We start from the raw sequence: 20,245 nt of genomic DNA, 5'->3' as shown, positions 1-20,245 counted from the left end.
TGGTCAGTCTTTCTTCGGTTTGAGGATAAGCACGGCAAGCGGCGGCAGGTTCAGTTTCAGTGAAGCCTCCATCCCATGTGCTGGCTCGTCTTCGGTGTTCACTTCCCCACCATTGCCCATGTTAGAACCTGCGTAGGTTTCCGCGTCGCTGTTCAGCAACTCAGTCCATGCACCTGATACCGGCGCGCCGACACGATAATCCAGGCGCGGCACTGGCGTCATGTTGGCCACCACCAGCAGCGGCTCGCCATCATTGCTCCAGCGCAGGTAGGCAAACACGCTATTGGCCTGGTCGTCGCCGATCAGCCACTGGAAGCCCGCTGGATCAGCATCGCGCTGGTACAACGCCTTTTCCTGACGATAGATTCGGTTCAGGTCACTGACCAGCTTCTTCACGCCAATATGTTCAGCGTATTTCATCAAGTACCAGTCCAGTTCACGGTCGTGATTCCACTCACGCCACTGACCGAATTCACAGCCCATGAACAGCAGTTTCTTGCCCGGGTGCGTCCACATGAACGACAGATAAGCGCGCAGGTTGGCGAACTTCTGCCAGTGGTCACCCGGCATCTTGTCGATCAGCGAATGTTTGCCGTGTACCACTTCGTCATGGGAAATAGGCAGTACGAAGCGCTCTGACCACGCGTACACCAGGCTGAAGCTCAGCTTGCCGTGGTGGTGTCCGCGATTGATCGGGTCCTCCTCCATGTACTGCAGCGAATCATGCATCCAGCCCATGTTCCACTTGTAGTTGAAGCCCAGCCCACCCTGCTGGGTCGGCTCGCTGACACCCGGCCACGCGGTCGACTCTTCCGCAATCACCATGGTCCCTGGGGCTTCCAGCGCAACTACGTCGTTCAAATGACGCAGAAAGTCGATTGCCTCGAGGTTTTCGCGTCCGCCAAAGCGATTTGGCACCCATTCGCCTGCATTACGCGAATAGTCGCGGTACAGCATTGACGCCACCGCATCCACGCGCAGACCGTCAATGTGATAATGCTTGAGCCAGTGCAACGCCGAGGCCAGCATGAAGCCGTGAACTTCGGTGCGCCCCAGGTTGTAGATCAGCGTGTTCCAGTCCTGATGGAAGCCTTCCTTGGGGTCGGCGTACTCGTACAGAGCGGTGCCGTCGAACTGCGCCAGGCCGTGGGTATCGGTCGGGAAATGCGCAGGCACCCAGTCAAGAATCACGCCGATTTCAGCCCGATGACAGGCGTCGACGAACGCAGCGAAATCTTCTGGCGAACCGTAGCGAGCAGTCGGTGCAAACTGGGCCAGCAACTGATAGCCCCATGACCCCCCGAACGGGTGCTCCATGATCGGCATCAGCTCAATGTGGGTGAAGCCGAGTTCCTTCACATAGGGAATCAAGCGGTCAGCCAGCTCGCGCCAGTTGTACTGTCGCCATTGACCGTCTTCGTGCTGCTCCATCTGCCACGAGCCTGCGTGCAGTTCGTAGATCGACAGCGGCGCGGCAACATCGTGGCGGCCTGTCCGTGTTTGCAGCCATTCCTGGTCGTTCCACTCGAATTGCAGTGGCGCAGAGACCTTTGACGCGGTGTCGGGCGGCAGCGTAGTGGCCAGAGCCATAGGGTCGCTTTTCAGCGGCAGAATCCCGTGGGCACCGAGGATCTCGTATTTGTAGACTTCACCGGGCTGCAGACGCGGAACGAAAATCTCCCATACGCCGGTCGGGTGACGCAGGCGCATCGGGTGACGACGACCATCCCAGCTGTTGAAACTGCCGACCACCGACACATGGCGGGCATTCGGCGCCCAGACCGCAAAGCGCACACCGTCGACGCCATCGACGTTGGTCACTTGCGCGCCCAGGCAACTGCTCAGGTCGCGGTGGTTGCCTTCGGCAAACAGATAAAGGTCCATCTCGCCCAGCAGCGGACCGAAGCTGTAAGGGTCCTCGGTGATCTGCTCGCCGCCAGCCCATTGGATTTTCAGCAGGTAAGGCTGTGGCTGTTCGAGATGACCGACGAAAAACCCCGGCACCTCGCTCATTTCCATCTCGCCCAGCTCGCGACCATCATCTTTGGCCAGCAGACGCACGCTCAACGCAGCGGGCAGATAGGCACGAACGTATTGCCCGCTGCCGCCGTCACCGTGCGGACCCAGGATCGAGAAAGGATCACGGTGTTCCGCGCGGATCAGCGCGTCGAGGTCCGCAGCAGCGGGAATCGCGCGGCGGCCTGTGCCGGTTTTGTGAGGCGCATTCATATTGGCTCTCCATCAGACGGTTGCAGCAACCCACGCAAGCCTTGCAAGGGAACGGCCAACCAGGCTGGACGATTCTCGGCTTCGTAGATCACTTCATAAGCAGCTTTTTCAAGGGTGAACAATTCCAGTGCGGCGTCCTCCCCTTTTGCATCTTTCCAGGCATGAGCCATTCCGCTCGTTGCCGAGCGATAACCTTCGATAAAGGCTTCCCGCGCCTGCGCCAGGTAGGTCTCGGCGACACGTTTGCGAGCACCGGCAGCCTCAGGCGAGGTATCGACGCTTTGTGCGCTGCGTACTGCCATGGCGGCAGCGTAGTCAAACGAGCGCAAAACACCGCTGACATCCTTGAACGGGCTGTGCTTGGCACGGCGTTCTTCAAGTGCGCGGGCCGGTTCACCCTCGAAATCGATCAGGTAGGCATCGCCTTTGACCACCAGCACTTGCCCGAGGTGCAAGTCACCATGCACGCGAATCCGCAGGCCACCTGCCGAGCGCTTGGCCAGACCTTCGACGCGCTGACGAATCTGCTTGCGCTGTGCAAGCAAATCGCTGACCAGTTGCTGATCGTCCTGTTCCAGATCGCCCTTGCGCTGCTCAAGCAGTTGCAAGGCGCGCTCAAGCTGAGCATTGACGCTGGTTCCGGAGGCCTTGCTGTCCTGACTGCTGGTGACTTCAACAGCGAAGTCTGCATTGTCGGTAGGCGACGCCAGAATCTGGTGCATTTCACCGAGACGCTGACCAAGGCTACGCGAAAAGTCCGCCAGCTCCAGCAACGCATTGTAATGCTGTTCCTGGCCGGAAACGCCATGCGCCAACTCATCGCGTACTGCGCGTTCCAGATTGTTCTGTGTCCACTCCCAAGCGTCACCCTGATTGCTCAGGTAGCCTTGGGCAATCATCAGCAGATTCGGTTTTCCGTCGTTGCCGACACGCACCACAGAGCCAAGCAACGGCGAGATATTCTTGAAGCCAGCGTTGGTCAGGAAAGCACCCATTTCCAGCTCCGGGTGCGTCCCGGCACTGACTTTACGAATCAGTTTGAGCACCAGGCTGCCACCGACGACCACCGAGCTGTTCGACTGCTCGGCAGACAGGTAGCGCACTTCCGACTCTGCGGTGAGGGCGAGCGGTGCCAGCTGAGAACTTTGCTCGAAACGCAACTCGCCGTCAGCGCAGGGGATGACCGTATCCGACTGCATGCCCTGAATCACTGCACGAATGAAGGTTTCCAGAGTAAACGCATCGGTGATCAGCCCTACATCACGATTACGCCGCACTCTGGCAAGTGCCAGTTGCTGTGGCAACGCGCTGCTGATGTCGTCTTCGGCGAGCAAGCCGAATGGCAGCTGATAGCGATCGGTCTGGCCGTCTGCAGTCACTTCTATTTCGCTGAGCAACACAGGGTGCGCCTCATCGCCGAAACGCACCGCATACGCGATATTGACCTGCTCTATGTCCTTGCCCTTGCCTGCGAACCAGCGGCGTTTTGGCAAATAAACAGCCAGTGACGTTTTTTCCATGGTGCTGCGCAGCGGCTCTTCGAGCAACTCCTCAAGGCGCTTCTTGAGCACCAGGGTCGGGAAGTCCGGCATGCTCTGTGCGGGTTCAACGTGCCAACTGGGCATTTGATTCTCCGAAGCCAGTAAAAACCAGTAAAAACCATACGGCGGGAGCGTCAGCAAATAGCTTAACTGCCCGATAGGCGGAAATGCGCTGCCACCGAGCATTTCCACCGGCACTGTGCCTGCGTGAGCCGACAGCTCAAGCTCTGCAGCCTGAGCGGCGCTGGAAACGTTGGCAACACACAACACCACTTCGCTGTGACCATCGGGTGCCGTGTACTCGCGGGTATACGCAAGAATGCGGCGGTTCGACGGCGAGAGCATTTTCAGCGTGCCACGCCCGAATGCCTTCTGCTGTTTGCGCACCGCCAGCATGCGTCGATTCCAGTTCAGCAGCGAGTGCGGGTCACGCTCCTGAATTTCGACGTTGACCGACTGAAAGCCGTACATCGGGTCCATGATCGGCGGCAATACCAGGCTGGCCGGATCTGCACGCGAAAAGCCGCCGTTGCGGTCGATCGACCACTGCATCGGCGTACGCACACCATCCCGGTCGCCTAGATAGATGTTGTCGCCCATGCCGATCTCATCACCGTAATACAACGTCGGCGTGCCGGGCATCGACAACAGCATGCTGTTCAACAGTTCGACCCGGCGGCGGTCCCGATCAACCAGTGGTGCCAGGCGTCGACGAATACCCAGGTTGATCCGCGCGCGGCGGTCAGCGGCATAGTAATTCCAGAGGTAATCACGCTCACGATCCGTCACCATTTCCAAGGTCAGTTCGTCGTGGTTGCGGAGGAAAATCGCCCACTGGCAATTATCCGGAATTTCCGGTGTCTGGCGCAGAATATCGGTGATCGGAAAGCGGTCTTCCTGCGCCAGCGCCATGTACATGCGCGGCATCAGCGGGAAGTGAAACGCCATGTGACATTCGTCGCCATCCGGCCCCTTGCTGTCGCCGAAATACAGCTGGGTGTCTTCCGGCCATTGATTGGCCTCGGCCAGCAGCATGCGGTCCGGGTAGTTCGCATCGATCTCGGCGCGAATACGCTTGAGCACCTGATGGGTTTCCGGAAGGTTCTCGTTATTGGTGCCATCGCGTTCGATCAGGTATGGGATAGCGTCCAGACGCAAACCGTCAATGCCCAGGTCCAGCCAGAAGCGCATGACTTCAAGCACCGCATCAAGTACGTGCGGGTTATCGAAGTTCAGGTCTGGTTGGTGGGAGTAAAAACGGTGCCAGAAGTATTGCTCGGCGACCGGGTCCCAGGTCCAGTTGGACGTTTCTGTGTCGAGAAAAATGATCCGCGTGCCGTCGTACTTCTGGTCGGTGTCCGACCAGACATAGAAATCCCGTGCCTTTGAGCCGGGCTTGGCATGACGCGCTTTCTGAAACCACGGGTGCTGGTCGGACGTATGGTTGATAACCAGCTCACTGATCACCCGCAGGCCACGCTTGTGCGCCTGAGCAATGAAGCGCTTGGCATCGGCCATGGTGCCGTAATCGCTATGCACATCGCGGTATTCGGAAATATCGTAGCCATCGTCCCGGCGCGGCGACGGGTAGAACGGCAGCAACCAGATGGTGTTGACCCCCAGCGCGGCAATGTAGTCGAGCTTTTCGATCAAGCCCGCGAAATCGCCGATCCCGTCGTTATTGGAATCGAAGAACGATTTCACATGAACCTGGTAAATCACCGCATCCTTGTACCAGAGCGGGTCTTTGATGAATGTCGCGTCACCGGGCTTCTTGGCCATTACTGACTCCTTGGGAGTGTTATTGCGCAGCCTGGATGCGCCAGATTCCAAACGGTTGTGATGGATCAAGACGCGTGTGCTGATACTTGCCGTACCAGGTCCAGCGGTGTCCGGTCATCAGGTCTTCACCCGACGTCGCCGCGTCATCCGGCAGGCCCATTTCCCACAGCGGCAGCTCGAAATCTGCTTCCTGTGCGTTGAAGGGGTCAAGGTTGACGGCAATCAGAATGAAGTTGCTGCCATCCGCCGAACGCTTGCCGAAGTACAGAATGTTGTCATTCCACGCGTTATACAGTTTCAAGCCCAAGTGCGTTTGCAGCGCGGGGTTCTGCCTGCGAATGCGGTTGAGCTGGGCGATCTCGGCAATGATGTTGCCCGGTGCGGCATAGTCCCGAACGCGAATCTCGTACTTTTCCGAGTCCAGATACTCTTCCTTGCCGGGAATCGGTGCCGCTTCACACAACTCAAACCCCGAATACATGCCCCACAGCCCGGAGCCCATGGTGGCCAGCGCTGCACGGATCAGAAATCCAGGACGGCCAGACTCGTGCAGGAAGCGCGGGTTGATATCAGGTGTGTTGACGAAAAAGTTCGGGCGATAGCAGTCACGCCAAGGCACTTCGTTGAGCTGGGTGAAATACTCGGACAGCTCTGCCTTGGTGTTGCGCCAGGTGAAATACGTGTAACTCTGGCTGTAACCGACCTTGCCCAGTCGCGCCATCATGGCAGGCTTGGTGAACGCTTCGGCAAGGAACATGACCTCAGGATGCTGATTGCGCACCTCGCCGATAATCCACTGCCAGAAAGGCAGCGGCTTGGTGTGCGGATTATCGACGCGGAAAATCTTCACGCCTTCATTCACCCAGCCCAGAACGATGTCACGCAATTCCAGCCACAGACCAGGAATGGCATCAGGCGCGTAGAAATCGACGTTGACGATGTCCTGATACTTCTTCGGCGGGTTTTCCGCATAGCGGATCGTGCCGTCCGGACGCCATGAGAACCAGCCCGGATGCTGCTTGAGCCAAGGGTGGTCCTGCGAACATTGAATGGCGAAGTCCAGTGCGATTTCCAGCCCGTGATCGGCCGCAGCCTTCACCAGGTTACGGAAGTCTTCACGGCTGCCCAACTGCGGGTGAATGGCTTCATGACCGCCATCCTCGCTGCCAATTGCGTACGGGCTGCCCGGATCATCCGGCCCTGCGGTAAGAGAGTTGTTCGGTCCCTTGCGATGGGCACGGCCGATCGGGTGAATCGGCGGAAAGTACAATACGTCGAAACCCATGTCGCGGATGATCGGCAAACGCGAATGGACATCGTTGAAGGTGCCGTGGCGCGCAGGGTCATCAGTGATCGAGCGAGGAAACAGCTCGTACCAGCTGGCGAACTGCGCCAGCTCACGCTCGACATCCAGCGGAAATTCAACGCTACGACTCAGGAAGGCCTGATTATCAGCCAGCTTCATCAGGTTTGCGGTTTCGCTGTGCAACAGCAACGCGACTTTCTCGTCTTTATCGCCCTGCTCCAGCTGACCTAGCAGGCTTTCAATCTGCTGGCGCTGATCGTGCTGGCTGCGCTCAGCGGCATGCACCAGATGAATGCGCCCCTCTTCCAGTTCCAGGTCGACAGGCACACCAGCGCCGAACTTCTTGTCCAGTTCGTAACGATAGCTGCCGAACTGATCGATCCAGGCTTCAAGGCGAAACACATAGCGACTGACCAAAGTCGGGGTGAACTCACCGACCCAGCTGTCATTGCCCAGTTCGTGCATTGGCGCGCTATGCCAGGTGTCCTCATCGGCAGCACGCCAGCGAATATTGACCGCCATTTTGTCGTGCCCGTCGGCGTAGACCTTGCTGGTCACGGTGACCGGTTGCCCGATGATCGCCTTGGCCGCAAACAGGCCACCGTCGATCACTGGCAGCGTGTCTTCGATCACGATGCGGGGCAATTGCAGCGCCTGGGTCAGTGACAAGGGTTGGGTTGGGTGCGGTACATCGGTGGCCAGGGAATCCGGACCATATGGCTGTTCACTCATCGAGCATCACTCCTCACGCCCCAGGGACGCTCCTGTGCATTCCATGCAATGGAAAAATTGACGGTATGGCAGCGGACAATCGCGAAATGCAGAAGACTCGTCGAATTCAGCTGCCTAGGTTCCGAGCGGTCAACGAAGGTAAAGTTCAAAGGTTTTGAGGTTGTCAGGTGGGCGCATTGAACATGAGCCAAAGGCAGGGCAGAACAATCGGGCAAGGGTGATCCGGTTAAAATCAATTGAATCATCAATCAAGCCGGGGGGTCGTAAAAAGGGTCAACAAGGAGGCTGCAACCATGACTCTACCCAATCCAGTAGAAGTACCTGATCCAAACATCGACGACCCCGTTCTGCCCGAGCCAGTACCCGAGCAGGAGCCCCCCCCCCTCACCGCCTCTACCCGATCAAACACCGGTAGGCGACCCGCCCGCCAATGCGCCACCTGTAACGGTGTGACGAGTCAGTAAGCGGTATCTGAAGGCGCTTGCCAGACCATGCACGCCTTCAGCGCCCGCCCGCCAGATCGATGAACGTTCCTGTGGCATACGACGCATTGTCCGACAGCAGCCAGAGAATGGCCTCGGCCACTTCCTCCGCCGTCCCCCCACGGCCCATGGGCAGTGCGCCCTCGAGTTTGCTGACGCGGAACGGATCGCCGCTCAGGGCGTGAAAGTCGGTGAAGATGAACCCCGGCCGCACCGCGTTGACGCGAATGTTCTCCCCGGCCACTTCCCTGGAAAGTCCGATGGTGAACGTGTCCAGCGCGCCTTTCGAAGCGGCGTAATCCACATATTCGCCCGCCGAGCCCAGGCGGGCCGCGAGCGAGGATACGTTGACGATACTGCCACCGTGCCCGCCGTGACTCGGCAGCATGCGTAACAAGGCATGTTTGCTGCACAGCATCGGTCCGACCACGTTGGTCATCATCATTTTGAGCATTCGGAATTCGGACATGTCCTCGACTCTTGAAGCCTGAGCGAGCGTGCCTGCATTGTTGACCAGATGGGTAACGCGGCCGAGTTCCGAATCGACCCTGGAGAACAGGCGCATGATCTCGTCTTCGTTGCTGACGTCCGCCTGCAAGGTGATCGCCTGAGCACCCAGGGCCCTGACCTGCCCTGCCGTCTTTTCGGCTGCGGCATGGTCAGACAGATAATTGATACAGATCCGATAGCCCTGTACAGCGGCCAGACGCGCAGTGGCTGCGCCGATTCCGCGCGAGCCACCGGTAATAATGAGGACTTTTTCCATGATTTTTCTCAGAAGCCAGCATCAAGGCGCAGCTAACACCCGCAGGTTAGCCAGACGTTTCTGATCGTGCCAGCCTTTGCCGTCCAGCGCCATCCATGCGCTTCAGAAAGCCGGTTGCCCAACATCGGGCACGTCGACTGCCGCTTTCGCCTCGGCGGCGCGAATTTCGTCGAGAAATTGCTCAGCCGGCAAAGGATAACCGAGCAGGAAGCCTTGCAGGGAGTGACATCCCAAGTGCGTCAGGAAGCGCTTCTGAACCGCTGTTTCTACGCCTTCGGCGACGATCCGCAGGTTCAACGCCTGCCCTACCGCAACGATGGCCGACACGATGGCGGCATCGTCGGTGTCATGCTCAAGGTCACGCACAAAACCTCGATCAATCTTGATTTCATTGGCGGGCAGGCGCTTCAGGTACATCAGGCTGGAGTAACCGGTGCCAAAATCGTCAATCGATAGATCCACGCCCATTTCCGACAGCCTTTGCAACACCGCCAGGCTGGCATCGGCGTCATGCATGGCCGTAGTCTCGGTGATTTCCAGGGTCAGGCAGTTGGCCGGGAGCTGATGTCTGGCCAGGGTATCCGCCACCGCAGTGACCAGCCCGGCATGACAGAACTGCAACGCTGACAGGTTCACCGCAATGCGCCAGTGCGCGTAGCCCTGGGTGTACCACTCACGCATCTGTCGGCAAGCCTCATCCAGTACCCACTCGCCGATCTGAATGATCAGGCCGGTTTTCTCTGCCATGGCGATGAACTGATCGGGGCCCATAACGCCTTGTTCCGGATGGTTCCAGCGTAATAGCGCTTCTGCGCCCAGGGGCAGTCCGGTCAAAGCGTCGAACTTGGGCTGGTAATAGATACAGAACTGCCTGTGCTTGATCGCCTTACGCAAGTCCTGAGACATCTGCAGCTGATTGCGTGCGTTGCTGTTCATCGAGGCATCGAAAAAGCTGTAGCCGTTCTTGCCGGCCGCTTTGGTGTGATACATGGCGGCATCGGCGTTGATCAGAAGTTCGTGCTGGGTATTGCCATTGCCCGGGTACATGCAGATGCCGATGCTCAGCGAGATCTGCAATTGATGCTCGCCGATGGTAAACGGATTGCCTATTTCATTGACCTGACGCGTTGCGACAGCCAACGCATCCTGCGGGTCATGCAGTTCGACCAGCAGCACGAATTCATCACCACCGATCCTTGCCAGCGTGTCGTGCCGGTGCAGGTTGTTACGAAGACGCAAAGCGACCTGCCGCAACAGCAAGTCCCCGGTATGGTGGCCGAATGCGTCATTCACCGGTTTGAAACCATCCAGGTCCATGAACATCAACGCAAAGCAGCCGCCGCTTTCGCTGACTTTCTTCATCGCCTGCTCGATGCGATCCGTCAACAACACACGATTCGGCAGCCCGGTGAGGTTGTCATGCAGAGCCAGGTGGGTAAGCTCCTGATTGGCTTCAGTCAGGGAATTGGCCAGGACAGCGGTACGTGTCTCGAGGTGGGAGTCGAGAATACAACTGAACAGCGCGATACCCAGTATCGAAAGACTGGCGACCAGAACAATCCTGTCCAGTCCATTGCTGCTCAATCCATCGGGCAACGCACCACAAAAGCTGCCATCGGCAAAGGTGGCCGCCGCCATGCCGGTGTAATGCATACCGATGATGGCCGTTCCCAGCAGAATTGCCGCTACCGCACGCATCAGGTATATCCTGGGCCTTTGCTGGCGAAGACGAAACGCTATCCATAACGCCGCCGCAGAGGCGGCAATGCTGATCGCCAGGGAAAGCGCAAACAACCAGGGCGTGTATTCGATGCCGGGTTGCATGCGCATTGCCGCCATGCCGGTGTAATGCGTGGCGCTGATGCCAAGCCCCAGCAACAACCCACCCAGGCCAATCTGCGCGGCGGATAATAGCGGCCGGGCGGCCAGCCACAGCGCGAAACCGGAAGACAGTATTGCGATCAGCAAGGACAACAGTGCCAACGGCACATCATAGCCAACGTCGATAGGCAGGACGAATGCCAGCATACCGATGAAGTGCGTCGACCAACTGCCAACGCCCATTGCGAAAGCACCTCCCGCAATCCATACATAAACGGCGCGGCCCCTGGCCGAAATAATACGGCCAACCAGATCGAGAGCAGTGTACGCAGCAACAATTGCGACGAGAACGGAGACCACGACGAGCGACGGGGTGTAGCTGCCAATCAACATAAACGCACCTGGAGCCCAATGAGCGCGTCCATGCCGATACTGCGGGGGATGATTGTACGCAATAGCTGCCAAATGTCGCGGTATCTGGTCGAAAAGATGGCAACCAGCTATTGATTTTTCATTTATCACGAACAGTTCAAGAAAAACCGCCTTTGCTCCGTGAAGCACTCACTCCCTGAGGGTCAAACCTGTTTCGGCATTCCAGCCGCCACCCAATGCGGCAATCAACTGAACGCTGGCAATCAAGCGACTTTGCAGAACGTTCAGCACACTGCGTTCATTGCTCAAAGCAGTGGCCTGTACGTTGACGACGTCAAGATAACCGATCAGCCCGGCCTTGTACTGGTTGTTGGTCAGGCGCAACGAGTCGCGAGCCGATACCAGCGCTTCCTGGCGCACGGCGGCCTCCTGCTCGTAGACTTTGAGTTGAACGAGGTAATTTTCGACTTCCTGAAAACCATTCAGCACGGTCTGCCGGTACTGGGCGACAGTCTGGTCGTACACGGCCTCGGTACGATCAACTTCCGCCGTCCGCCTGCCACCGTCGAACAACGTCAACGCCAGTTGCGGCCCTACCGACCAGAAGCGGTTGGGCAGGCTGATCCAGTTGGCGAACGTACTGCTGCTGTAACCGCCGCTCATGCTCAGCGTGAAGTCTGGGTAGTAAGCGGCCTTGGCGACGCCGATGTTGGCATTGGCGGCCATGACCGAGCGTTCGGCCGCGGCAATGTCCGGTCGGCGTTCAAGCAACTGTGACGGCAGCCCTGGCGGGATCTGCGGCAATTGCGGAATCGAAGTGCTGGCCGGCAGATTGAAGTCAGCGGGCGCCATCCCCATCAGCACGGCAATGGCGTTCTCGAATTGTGCACGCTGCCAGGCCAGATCGATCAAGTCGGCCTGAGTACTTTTCAACTGTGTCAGCGCCTGGGCGACAGCGTCACTTCCTGAAATACCGGCGCGGTATTGATTCCGGGTGAGGGTCAGGGAGCGCTGATAGGTGTCCACAGTGGATTCCAGCAGGCGTTTCTGTTCGTCAATGACCCGCAATTGCAGATAATTCTGCACCAGCTCCGATTGCAGGCTGAGGCGCATCGCTGACAGGTCCGCAAGACTTGCCTGCGCACTGGCGGTGTCAGCCTCCAGCCCACGGCGCAACTTGCCCCACACATCGGCTTCCCAACTGACGCCCAGTTGAGCGTTGTAACTGTTGCGAATTCCCGAGGCGCCGGTATTCGTACCGGTATTGGATGTGCCTGTGCCCTGCCCCGAGCGGGTCTTGCCGGTGGTCAGATCCAGTGTCGGCAGAAATGCGCCTCTGGAGCTACGCACCAGTGCTTGTGCCTGCCGGTACTGCGCATCGTACTGGGCGACGGTCTGGTTGGAGGTGTTGAGCCGTTCGACCAGCGAGTTCAGTTGCGGATCCCTGTACACCTCCCACCATGCACCTTTGGCCATCGCGTCACCGGGTGTGGCTGCACGCCAGCCTTCGGCGGCCTTGAACTGCGCAGGCGCGGCCATCGACGGCGCCTGGTAATCAGGACCAACAGCACAAGCGCTGAGCAGCACAACGCAGAGCCCCAGCGCGAGTGGACGAATCAGCCCTGTCGGGCGGGATATAAAGGCCAGGCGTTCGGTCATAGCGGGGTTTCCAGAGCAGCATCGGTACGCACGCCACGCCATTTATTGTAACGGTGGCGCAGACGGTCGAGATAAAGGTAAACCACCGGGGTGGTGTAGAGAGTCAGGACCTGGCTGAAGATCAGTCCACCAATAATGGTCAGGCCCAGCGGTTTGCGCATTTCAGCGCCTTCCGCAGTACTCAGCAGCAACGGCAATGCACCCAGAATGGCGGCCATTGTGGTCATCAGAATGGGTCGTAGGCGTTGCAGACAAGCGCTGCGGATCGACTCTTGTGGCGTCATTCCCTGATCACGCTCAAGGTGCAGGGCCAGGTCGATCATCATGATTGCGTTTTTCTTCACCACGCCAATCAGCAGGAACAGCCCTAACAGGGAGATCAGGCTGAATTCGCTGCCCAACACGTAGATCGTCAGCAATGCGCCCACACCGGCCGATGGCAGCGTCGAGAGGATCGTCAATGGATGGATGTAGCTTTCATAAAGAATCCCCAGCACCAGATACACCGCCAGCAACGCACCGAGAATCATCCAGGGCTGGCTTTTCTGGGTCGAGGCGAAGGCGTTGGCGGTCCCGGCCATCTTGGAAATGATGTCGGACGGCAGTCCGATGGCGGCAATTGCGCGCTCGATAGCCACCGTCGCCTTGTCGAGGCTGGCACCTTCGGCCAGATCAAAGGAAATGTTTTCGGCAGCGAACTGACCGTCATGCGAAACCCGATCATTCGCCAGACTGCGCTCGTAATGAGCAATGCTCGACAGCGGCACGCGCTGCCCGTCGGCAGTAATCACCTGAACCTGCTCCAGCGTCGCCGGGTCCTGAGCGTATTTGGGATTGACCTCCATCACCACCTTGTACTGGTTGAGGCTGTCATAGATGGTCGAGACCTGACGCTGGCTGTAGGCATTGTTGAGCACCGCCGTGACCATGTTCATATCGATGCCCAGCCGTTTGGCCGTATCACGATTGACCACCAGGGTCACTTGCTGCGCCCCGCGCCCTTCCCTGGCGTCGATAGCCGTCAGCTCCGGAATCGATTTGAGCGCCGCAACGATCTTCGGATACCACAGCCGCAGGCTGCTCAGGTCTGCACTTTGCACAATGTACTGATACTGCGAACTGGTCTGCTCGCGACCACCCCCCAGTTGCAGGTCCTGATCAGGCGCCAGGAATAGTCTGCCACCGGGCACATGCGGCATGTTCTTGCGCAGGCGCTCGACCACTTTTTCGGCAGACAGCTCGCGCTCGGCAATCGGCTTGAGGCGTACGATCATGAAGGCGTTATTGGTGCCACCGCTACCGCCGATAAAACCGGCAACGCTCTCCACCGCAGGGTCTGCCAGAATCGAACGGCGAAAGATTTCCATTTTCGGCTGCATGACCGAGAACGAAAGACCGTCGTCACCGCGTACAAAACCCATCAGTTGCCCGGTGTCCTGCTGTGGCAGAAAGGTCTTGGGCACCACCACATACAGCGCGACATTCACCACAACGGTAATCAGCAGGCTGAGCAGTGTCAGCCTGCGATGCCGCATGACCCAGCCGAGCGAGCGGTCATAGCCGGCGACCATGCGGTCGTTGACCCGCTCGCTCCAGCGCTGAAAGGCATTGTCCTTGCCCGAATCGTGGGGTTTGAGCCAGCGCGCGCACAACATCGGCGTCAGGGTCAGGGATACGATCAGCGAGACGACGATCGACACCGACAAGGTAATGGAAAACTCGCGAAACAGACTTTCGACCAGCCCACCCATGAACAGAATGGAAATGAACACCGCCACCAGCGAGACGTTTATCGACAGCAAGGTGAAACCCACCTCTTTGGCCCCCAGAAAGGCCGCTTTCATGGGGTCGAGACCGTTGTGAATGTGCCGGGAAATGTTTTCCAGCACCACGATTGCATCGTCCACCACCAGTCCGGTGGCGAGGATCAAAGCCATCAACGACAGATTGTTCAGGGAAAAACCGAGCAGGTGCATGATCGCAAAGGTGCCTACCAGCGATACCGGAACCGCCAGAGTGGGGATCAGCGATGCGCGAAAACTGCCGAGAAACAGAAATACCACCATCACCACCAGAACCACGGCAATCAGCAGGGTCATCTCTGCCTCGTGAAGCGTCGCCTTGATCACCGGCGAGCGATCCATCGCGACGTTGAGGCTCACGCTGGCAGGCAGCACGGCCCGCAGGGCTGGCATTTGCGCCTTGATCTGCGCCACGGTTTCAATGATGTTGGCACCCGCCTGGCGGTTGACGACCAGTAACACCGCCCGGTCATTGTTATAAAACCCGCTGTTGTAGCGATCTTCCACGGCATCGCTGACTTTCGCGACGTCCTTGAGGCGCAAGGTCGCCCCATCCTTGTAGCGAATGATCAGCGGCGCATAGTCCTTTGCGGTTTCCAGCTGGTCGTTGGCCTGAACCTGCCAGTTATGCTGATCATCCTCCACAAAACCCTTTGGCCGCCGCACGTTCGCACCGGTAATCGCGGTGCGCACGTCGTCAAGCGATACGCCGTACTGGGAGAGCATCTGTGGCTCCAGCTCGATACGAACCGCTGGCAGCGAACTGCCGCCGATCTGCACTTCGCCGACCCCGGAAACCTGCGACAGGCTCTGTGACAGGATGGTGGATGCCAGGTCGTAAAGCTGACCTTTTTCCAGCACCGTCGACGTCATAGACAGGACCATGATCGGCGCCTGGGACGGGTTGACCTTCTTGTAGGTCGGCATGCTGCGCATACCGCTGGGCAGCAGGTTGCGCGAAGCATTGATTGCCGCCTGCACTTCCCGCGCCGCACCATTGATGTCGCGATTGAGATCGAACTGCAGGATGATCCGTGTCGTGCCCTGGCTTGAATTGCTGGTCATGGTATTGACCCCGGCAATACTGCCCAGCGAACGCTCCAGCGGAGTGGCCACAGTGGAGGCCATCACCTCGGGGCTGGCACCCGCCAGACTGGCGGACACCACAATTACCGGGAAGTCCATGTTCGGCAACGGCGCGACCGGCAACAAGCGGAAGCTGACCGCGCCCAGCAGCAGGATCGCCAGGCTCAGCAGTACGGTCGCAACCGGGCGACGGATAAACGGCGCTGACAGGTTCATGCGTCAGCCCGTTCCAGCCGGTCCGGGTCGGCAGGCCTGCGACTCCAGCGACGGCCAAGCCGGTCGAAATACAGATAGATGACCGGCGTGGTAAACAGCGTCAGTACCTGGCTGACGAGCAGACCGCCGACCATCACCAGCCCCAGTGGCTGGCGCAACTCTGCGCCGGAGCCGCTGGCAAGCATCAACGGAATGGCGCCGAACAATGCTGCCAGGGTGGTCATGAGAATCGGCCGGAAACGCAGCAGCGCCGCTTCGTAGATCGCCGTTTCCGGTGCAACACCCCGGTTGCGCTCTGCGTCGAGCGCGAAGTCGATCATCATGATCGCGTTCTTCTTGACGATGCCGATCAGCAAAATGATACCGATGATCGCGATCATCCCCAGGTCATTGCCGCTGATCAGCAAGGCCAGCAAGGCACCCACTGCTGCCGACGGCAGTGTCGAGAGGATGGTGATCGGGTGGATATAGCTCTCGTAGAGCACGCCCAGCACGATGTACATGGTCACTACAGCCGCCAGAATCAGCAGCAACGTGCTCGACAACGATGCCTGAAATGCCTCGGCAGCGCCCTGAAACTGGGTCTGCACACCAATCGGCATGCCGATGTCGTGCTCAACCTGTTCGATGACCTGCACGGCCTTGCCCAATGCAACGCCGGGCGCAAGGTTGAACGACATCATCACTGCGGGAAACTGCCCGAGGTGAGCGATGGCCAACTGTGCCTGACGCTGCTCGACGCGTGCCAGGCTCGACAGTTTTACCTGTGCGCCATCGGTGGTCTTGACGTGTATCTGCTCAAGTGCGGCTGGGCCGAGCTCACTGCCCGACGCGGCTTGCAGCACCACGCGGTACTGGCTGGCCTGGGTATAGATGGTGGAAATCTGTCGCTGACCGAATGCGTCGTACAGCGCATCGGTAATATTCGCAACGGTGACCCCTACCCGACTGGCCGCATCACGATCGATGCTCAGATATACCTGCAGGCCCTTGTCCTGCAGGTCGCTGGCCACATCCGTCAGTTCGGACCGTTTGCTGAGCGCCTCGACCAGCCTTTCGCTCCACAGCGTCAGCAGCTCGGCGTCGGGCGATGACATGCTGAACTGATACTGAGTACGACTGACCCGGTCTTCAATGGTCAGGTCCTGCACCGGCTGCATGAACAGACGAATGTCAGAAAGCTTGTCTACCTCTGGCTGCAGGCGCTGGATCACCTCGGATGCGGTGAGGTCACGCTCTGAGTGGGGCTTGAGGTTGATCAGCAGACGCCCGCTGTTGAGCGTTGCGTTATCACCGTCAACACCAATGTAGGAAGACAGACTGACCACCGCAGGGTCCTTGAGAATGATGTCAGCCAGCGCCTGCTGACGCTGGCTCATGGCAGCAAAGGAGACCGACTGTGGCGCTTCCGAAATACCCTGGATCACGCCGGTGTCCTGCACCGGAAAAAAGCCCTTGGGCACAACGATGTACAGCAGCACAGTCAGTGCCAGAGTGGCCAATGCCGCCAACAGGGTCAGTGGTTGATGCCTGAGCACCCAGCGCAATCCGCCCGCGTAGATATCGATCAGCCAGTCGATCCAGGCACCGCTGGCACGATAGAAACGGCTCTGCTCTTCTTCCTTTGGCTCGCGCTTGAGCAACCGCGCGCACATCATGGGCGTCAGGGTCAGCGATACCACCAGCGATATCAGGATGGCGACTGCCAGGGTTATCGCAAACTCGCGAAACAGCCGCCCGACCACATCAGCCATGAACAACAGCGGTATAAGCACTGCAATCAGCGACAGGGTCAACGAAATCAGGGTAAAACCGATCTGTTTCGCGCCCTTCAGGGCGGCCTGCAGAGGTGTTTCGCCCTCCTCGATATGCCGGGATATGTTTTCCAGCATTACGATGGCGTCATCAACAACGAAACCGGTCGCGATGGTCATGGCCATCAGCGTGAGGTTGTTGACCGAGAAGCCCGCCAGGTACATGACGCCGAAGGTGCCTACCAGTGACAGCGGGACGGCGATGGAGGGAATGATCGTCGCGCTGAAACGACGCAGGAACAGGAAGGTTACCAGCACCACCAGGATAATCGCGATCAACAGTTCGTGCTGAACATCGGTCACCGACGCGCGGATCGTCTGAGTGCGGTCCGTCAGGACCACGACGTCGAGGCCGGCCGGAAGGTTCTCGGTGATTGACGGCAGCAATGCCTTGATCCGGTCGACCACCTCGATCACGTTGGCGCCCGGCTGGCGCTGAATGTTCAGCAGCACCGCCTGACTCCGATTGGCCCAGGCCGCCAGGCGTTCGTTTTCGGCACCGTCGACGATTTCGGCCACATCCTTCAGACGCAGGGGAGCGCCATCCTTGTAGGCCAGAATAAGGTTGGCGTACTCCTCTGGAGACTTCAACTGATCGTTGGCATCCAGCATCGAAACCCGGGTTGGCCCGTCGAAGTTACCCTTGGGCTGGTTGACGTTGGACGCGCCGATCAGAGTCCGCACATCAGACAGGTTCAGGCTGTTGGCGGCCAGCGCTTCCGGATTGACCTTGATCCGCACAGCCTGACGCTGGCCGCCGGCAATGCTGACCATGCCGACACCGCTGATCTGCGAGATTTTCTGCGCCATGCGTGTATCGACCAGATCATTGAGCTTGGGCAGCAGCATGGTTTTCGAGGTAATCGCCAGGGTCAGAACCGGCGTGTCTGCCGGGTTGACCTTGTTATAGACCGGCGGTGCCGGAAGATCGGTAGGCAGAAGGTTGGTGGCCGCGTTGATCGCGGCCTGGACCTGCTGCTCAGCCACATCCATATTGATTTCGAGGCTGAAACGCAGGGTAATGACCGACGCGCCGCCCGAGCTCGTCGAGGCCATCTGGGTCAAACCGGGCATCTGCCCGAATTGACGCTCAAGAGGCGCAGTGACGGAGCTGGTCATGACCTGCGGACTGGCACCGGGATACAGCGTCATCACCCGAATGGTCGGATAGTCGACCTGAGGCAGCGCCGACACCGGCAGCAAGGTGTAGGCGATCAGACCCGCCAGGACGATTGCCAGCATACTCAGCGTGGTGGCAACCGGACGCAGGATGAACAGGCGCGACATGTTCATACGTTTGGTTTTTCCACCTTGCCGAGTGCTGCCGACTTGTCTGTCTTGCTGTCAGGCTTGCCCTGCAGCTTCTGAACCGGACCCGCCGGTACATCCTTGCTGTCGTTGACGACCTCGACTTCAGCGCCGTCGCGCAGACGGTCGGTGCCTTCTAGCACGACCCGTTCTCCGGCTGCCAGACCTTCGGTAATCACCGTCGATGTCTCGTCGCTCGGGCCGGTCTTCAACAGTTTGAGTTTGACCTTCTTGTCACCGTCCAGGACATAGACAAAGGTCCCGTCGGTGCCGAACTGCACGGCAGCCGTTGGCACCAGTGTCACCTGTTTCAACGTATCGGCGCGCAGACGCACATTGACGAACTGGTTGGGGAACAGGATCTCGTCACCGTTATCGAAACGGGCCTTGAACTTCAGTGTGCCGGTCGTCACATCGATCTGGTTATCGAGGCTGGCGAGTACACCGGAAGCCTGCATTTTCGTATCGCCCCGGTCCCAGGCTTCGACGGGCAGCTTGTCGCCGGTGCGGTAGCGGGAAATGACTTTCGACAGGTCTTTTTCCGGGAGCGTGAAGGCGACCGAAATGGGCTGGGTCTGGGTAATTACCACCAGCGCCGTGGTGTCGTTGGCGGCAACCAGGTTGCCGACGTCCAGCTGTTTGAGGCCGACACGACCTGCAATAGGCGCACGAATGCGTGTGAAGTCCAGGCTCAGCTTCGCATCAGCCACGGCCGCCTGATTGGTCTTGATCGTGCCCTTGTACTGATTGACCAGCGACTCGGCAGTGTCGAGGGTCTGTTTGGCGATGCTGTCCTCGGCAAAAAGCCCACGGTAACGCTGTACGTCGAGCTGAGCATTCTTGAGCAGCGCCTGATTGGTGGCCAGCGTACCTTCGGCCTGCTGCAACGCCACCTGATAACTGCGCGGATCGATTTCCGCCAGCAGGTCACCCGCCTTGACCATCTGCCCTTCCTGGAAATAAAGCTTGACCAGCTCTCCCGCCACCCGGCTGCGCACATTGATGGTGTTCATCGCCGTTACCGTGCCAAGCGCCTTGTAGTAGATCGGGAAATCGCCTTCGGTTGCCGGGGCTACCCGCACCGGGACAGCGACAGCCGATGCACCGAAGCCAGGACGCGCCACGCCACCTGCGCCATGCTTCTTGCTCTCGGCCCCTTTGCCGGGAGTGGAGGCAGGCCATAACCCCCAGCACAGGGCAACAATGGCCAACAGGATCAACAAACTGATCAACCAGCGACGGGATTTACGAGAGCCAGACGATTGCATGAATAAATCAACCATTACAGGTGGGGGCTTCTTCAGAAGGCTGAACAATAAGCACAGATGC

At 58.8% G+C, this 20,245-nt stretch carries 9 protein-coding genes; all 9 read right to left on the bottom strand.

Annotated features, from left to right (window positions below):
* Nucleotides 1-3: 3 nt before the first annotated feature.
* Nucleotides 4-2,229, bottom strand: coding sequence for a 1,4-alpha-glucan branching protein GlgB (glgB, locus tag AC4ANK_RS14040; RefSeq protein WP_031594785.1), 2,226 nt, complete (start codon nt 2,227-2,229; stop codon nt 4-6).
* On the bottom strand, nt 2,226-5,552 hold the full coding sequence (gene treS / locus AC4ANK_RS14035) for a maltose alpha-D-glucosyltransferase (RefSeq protein WP_002553688.1): 3,327 nt from the start codon (nt 5,550-5,552) through the stop codon (nt 2,226-2,228). The genes glgB and treS overlap by 4 nt, the downstream gene beginning before the upstream one ends.
* A 19-nt stretch (nt 5,553-5,571) precedes the next feature.
* Nucleotides 5,572-7,590 (bottom strand): alpha-1,4-glucan--maltose-1-phosphate maltosyltransferase, encoded by a 2,019-nt coding sequence (locus tag AC4ANK_RS14030; protein WP_002553687.1) that lies wholly within the window; start codon nt 7,588-7,590, stop codon nt 5,572-5,574.
* A gap of 501 nt (nt 7,591-8,091) precedes the next feature.
* Nucleotides 8,092-8,838: an SDR family oxidoreductase gene (locus AC4ANK_RS14025; protein ID WP_002553686.1), complete on the bottom strand. Its 747-nt coding sequence runs from the start codon at nt 8,836-8,838 to the stop codon at nt 8,092-8,094.
* 102 nt (nt 8,839-8,940) lie between these two features.
* Nucleotides 8,941-11,052 carry a putative bifunctional diguanylate cyclase/phosphodiesterase gene (locus AC4ANK_RS14020; RefSeq protein ID WP_044423764.1) on the bottom strand — a complete coding sequence of 704 codons (2,112 nt, stop codon included), beginning with the start codon at nt 11,050-11,052 and terminating at the stop codon, nt 8,941-8,943.
* A gap of 168 nt (nt 11,053-11,220) precedes the next feature.
* Entirely contained in the window at nt 11,221-12,690 is a 1,470-nt protein-coding gene (locus AC4ANK_RS14015) for an efflux transporter outer membrane subunit (protein ID WP_002553684.1), read from the bottom strand.
* Nucleotides 12,687-15,794 (bottom strand): efflux RND transporter permease subunit, encoded by a 3,108-nt coding sequence (locus AC4ANK_RS14010; RefSeq protein WP_002553683.1) that lies wholly within the window; start codon nt 15,792-15,794, stop codon nt 12,687-12,689. Before AC4ANK_RS14010 ends, AC4ANK_RS14015 begins: the two co-directional genes overlap by 4 nt.
* Nucleotides 15,791-18,901, bottom strand: coding sequence for an MdtB/MuxB family multidrug efflux RND transporter permease subunit (locus tag AC4ANK_RS14005; protein WP_002553682.1), 3,111 nt, complete (start codon nt 18,899-18,901; stop codon nt 15,791-15,793). Before AC4ANK_RS14005 ends, AC4ANK_RS14010 begins: the two co-directional genes overlap by 4 nt.
* Nucleotides 18,898-20,199 carry an MdtA/MuxA family multidrug efflux RND transporter periplasmic adaptor subunit gene (locus AC4ANK_RS14000; protein WP_031594783.1) on the bottom strand — a complete coding sequence of 434 codons (1,302 nt, stop codon included), beginning with the start codon at nt 20,197-20,199 and terminating at the stop codon, nt 18,898-18,900. Before AC4ANK_RS14000 ends, AC4ANK_RS14005 begins: the two co-directional genes overlap by 4 nt.
* Between the last annotated feature and the right edge of the window lie 46 nt (nt 20,200-20,245).

The sequence above is a fragment of the Pseudomonas sp. Pmew2 genome, from assembly GCF_058129885.1.
The sequence above is the reverse complement of the archived record's forward strand: the minus strand, read 5'-3'. Positions and strand labels throughout refer to the sequence as shown.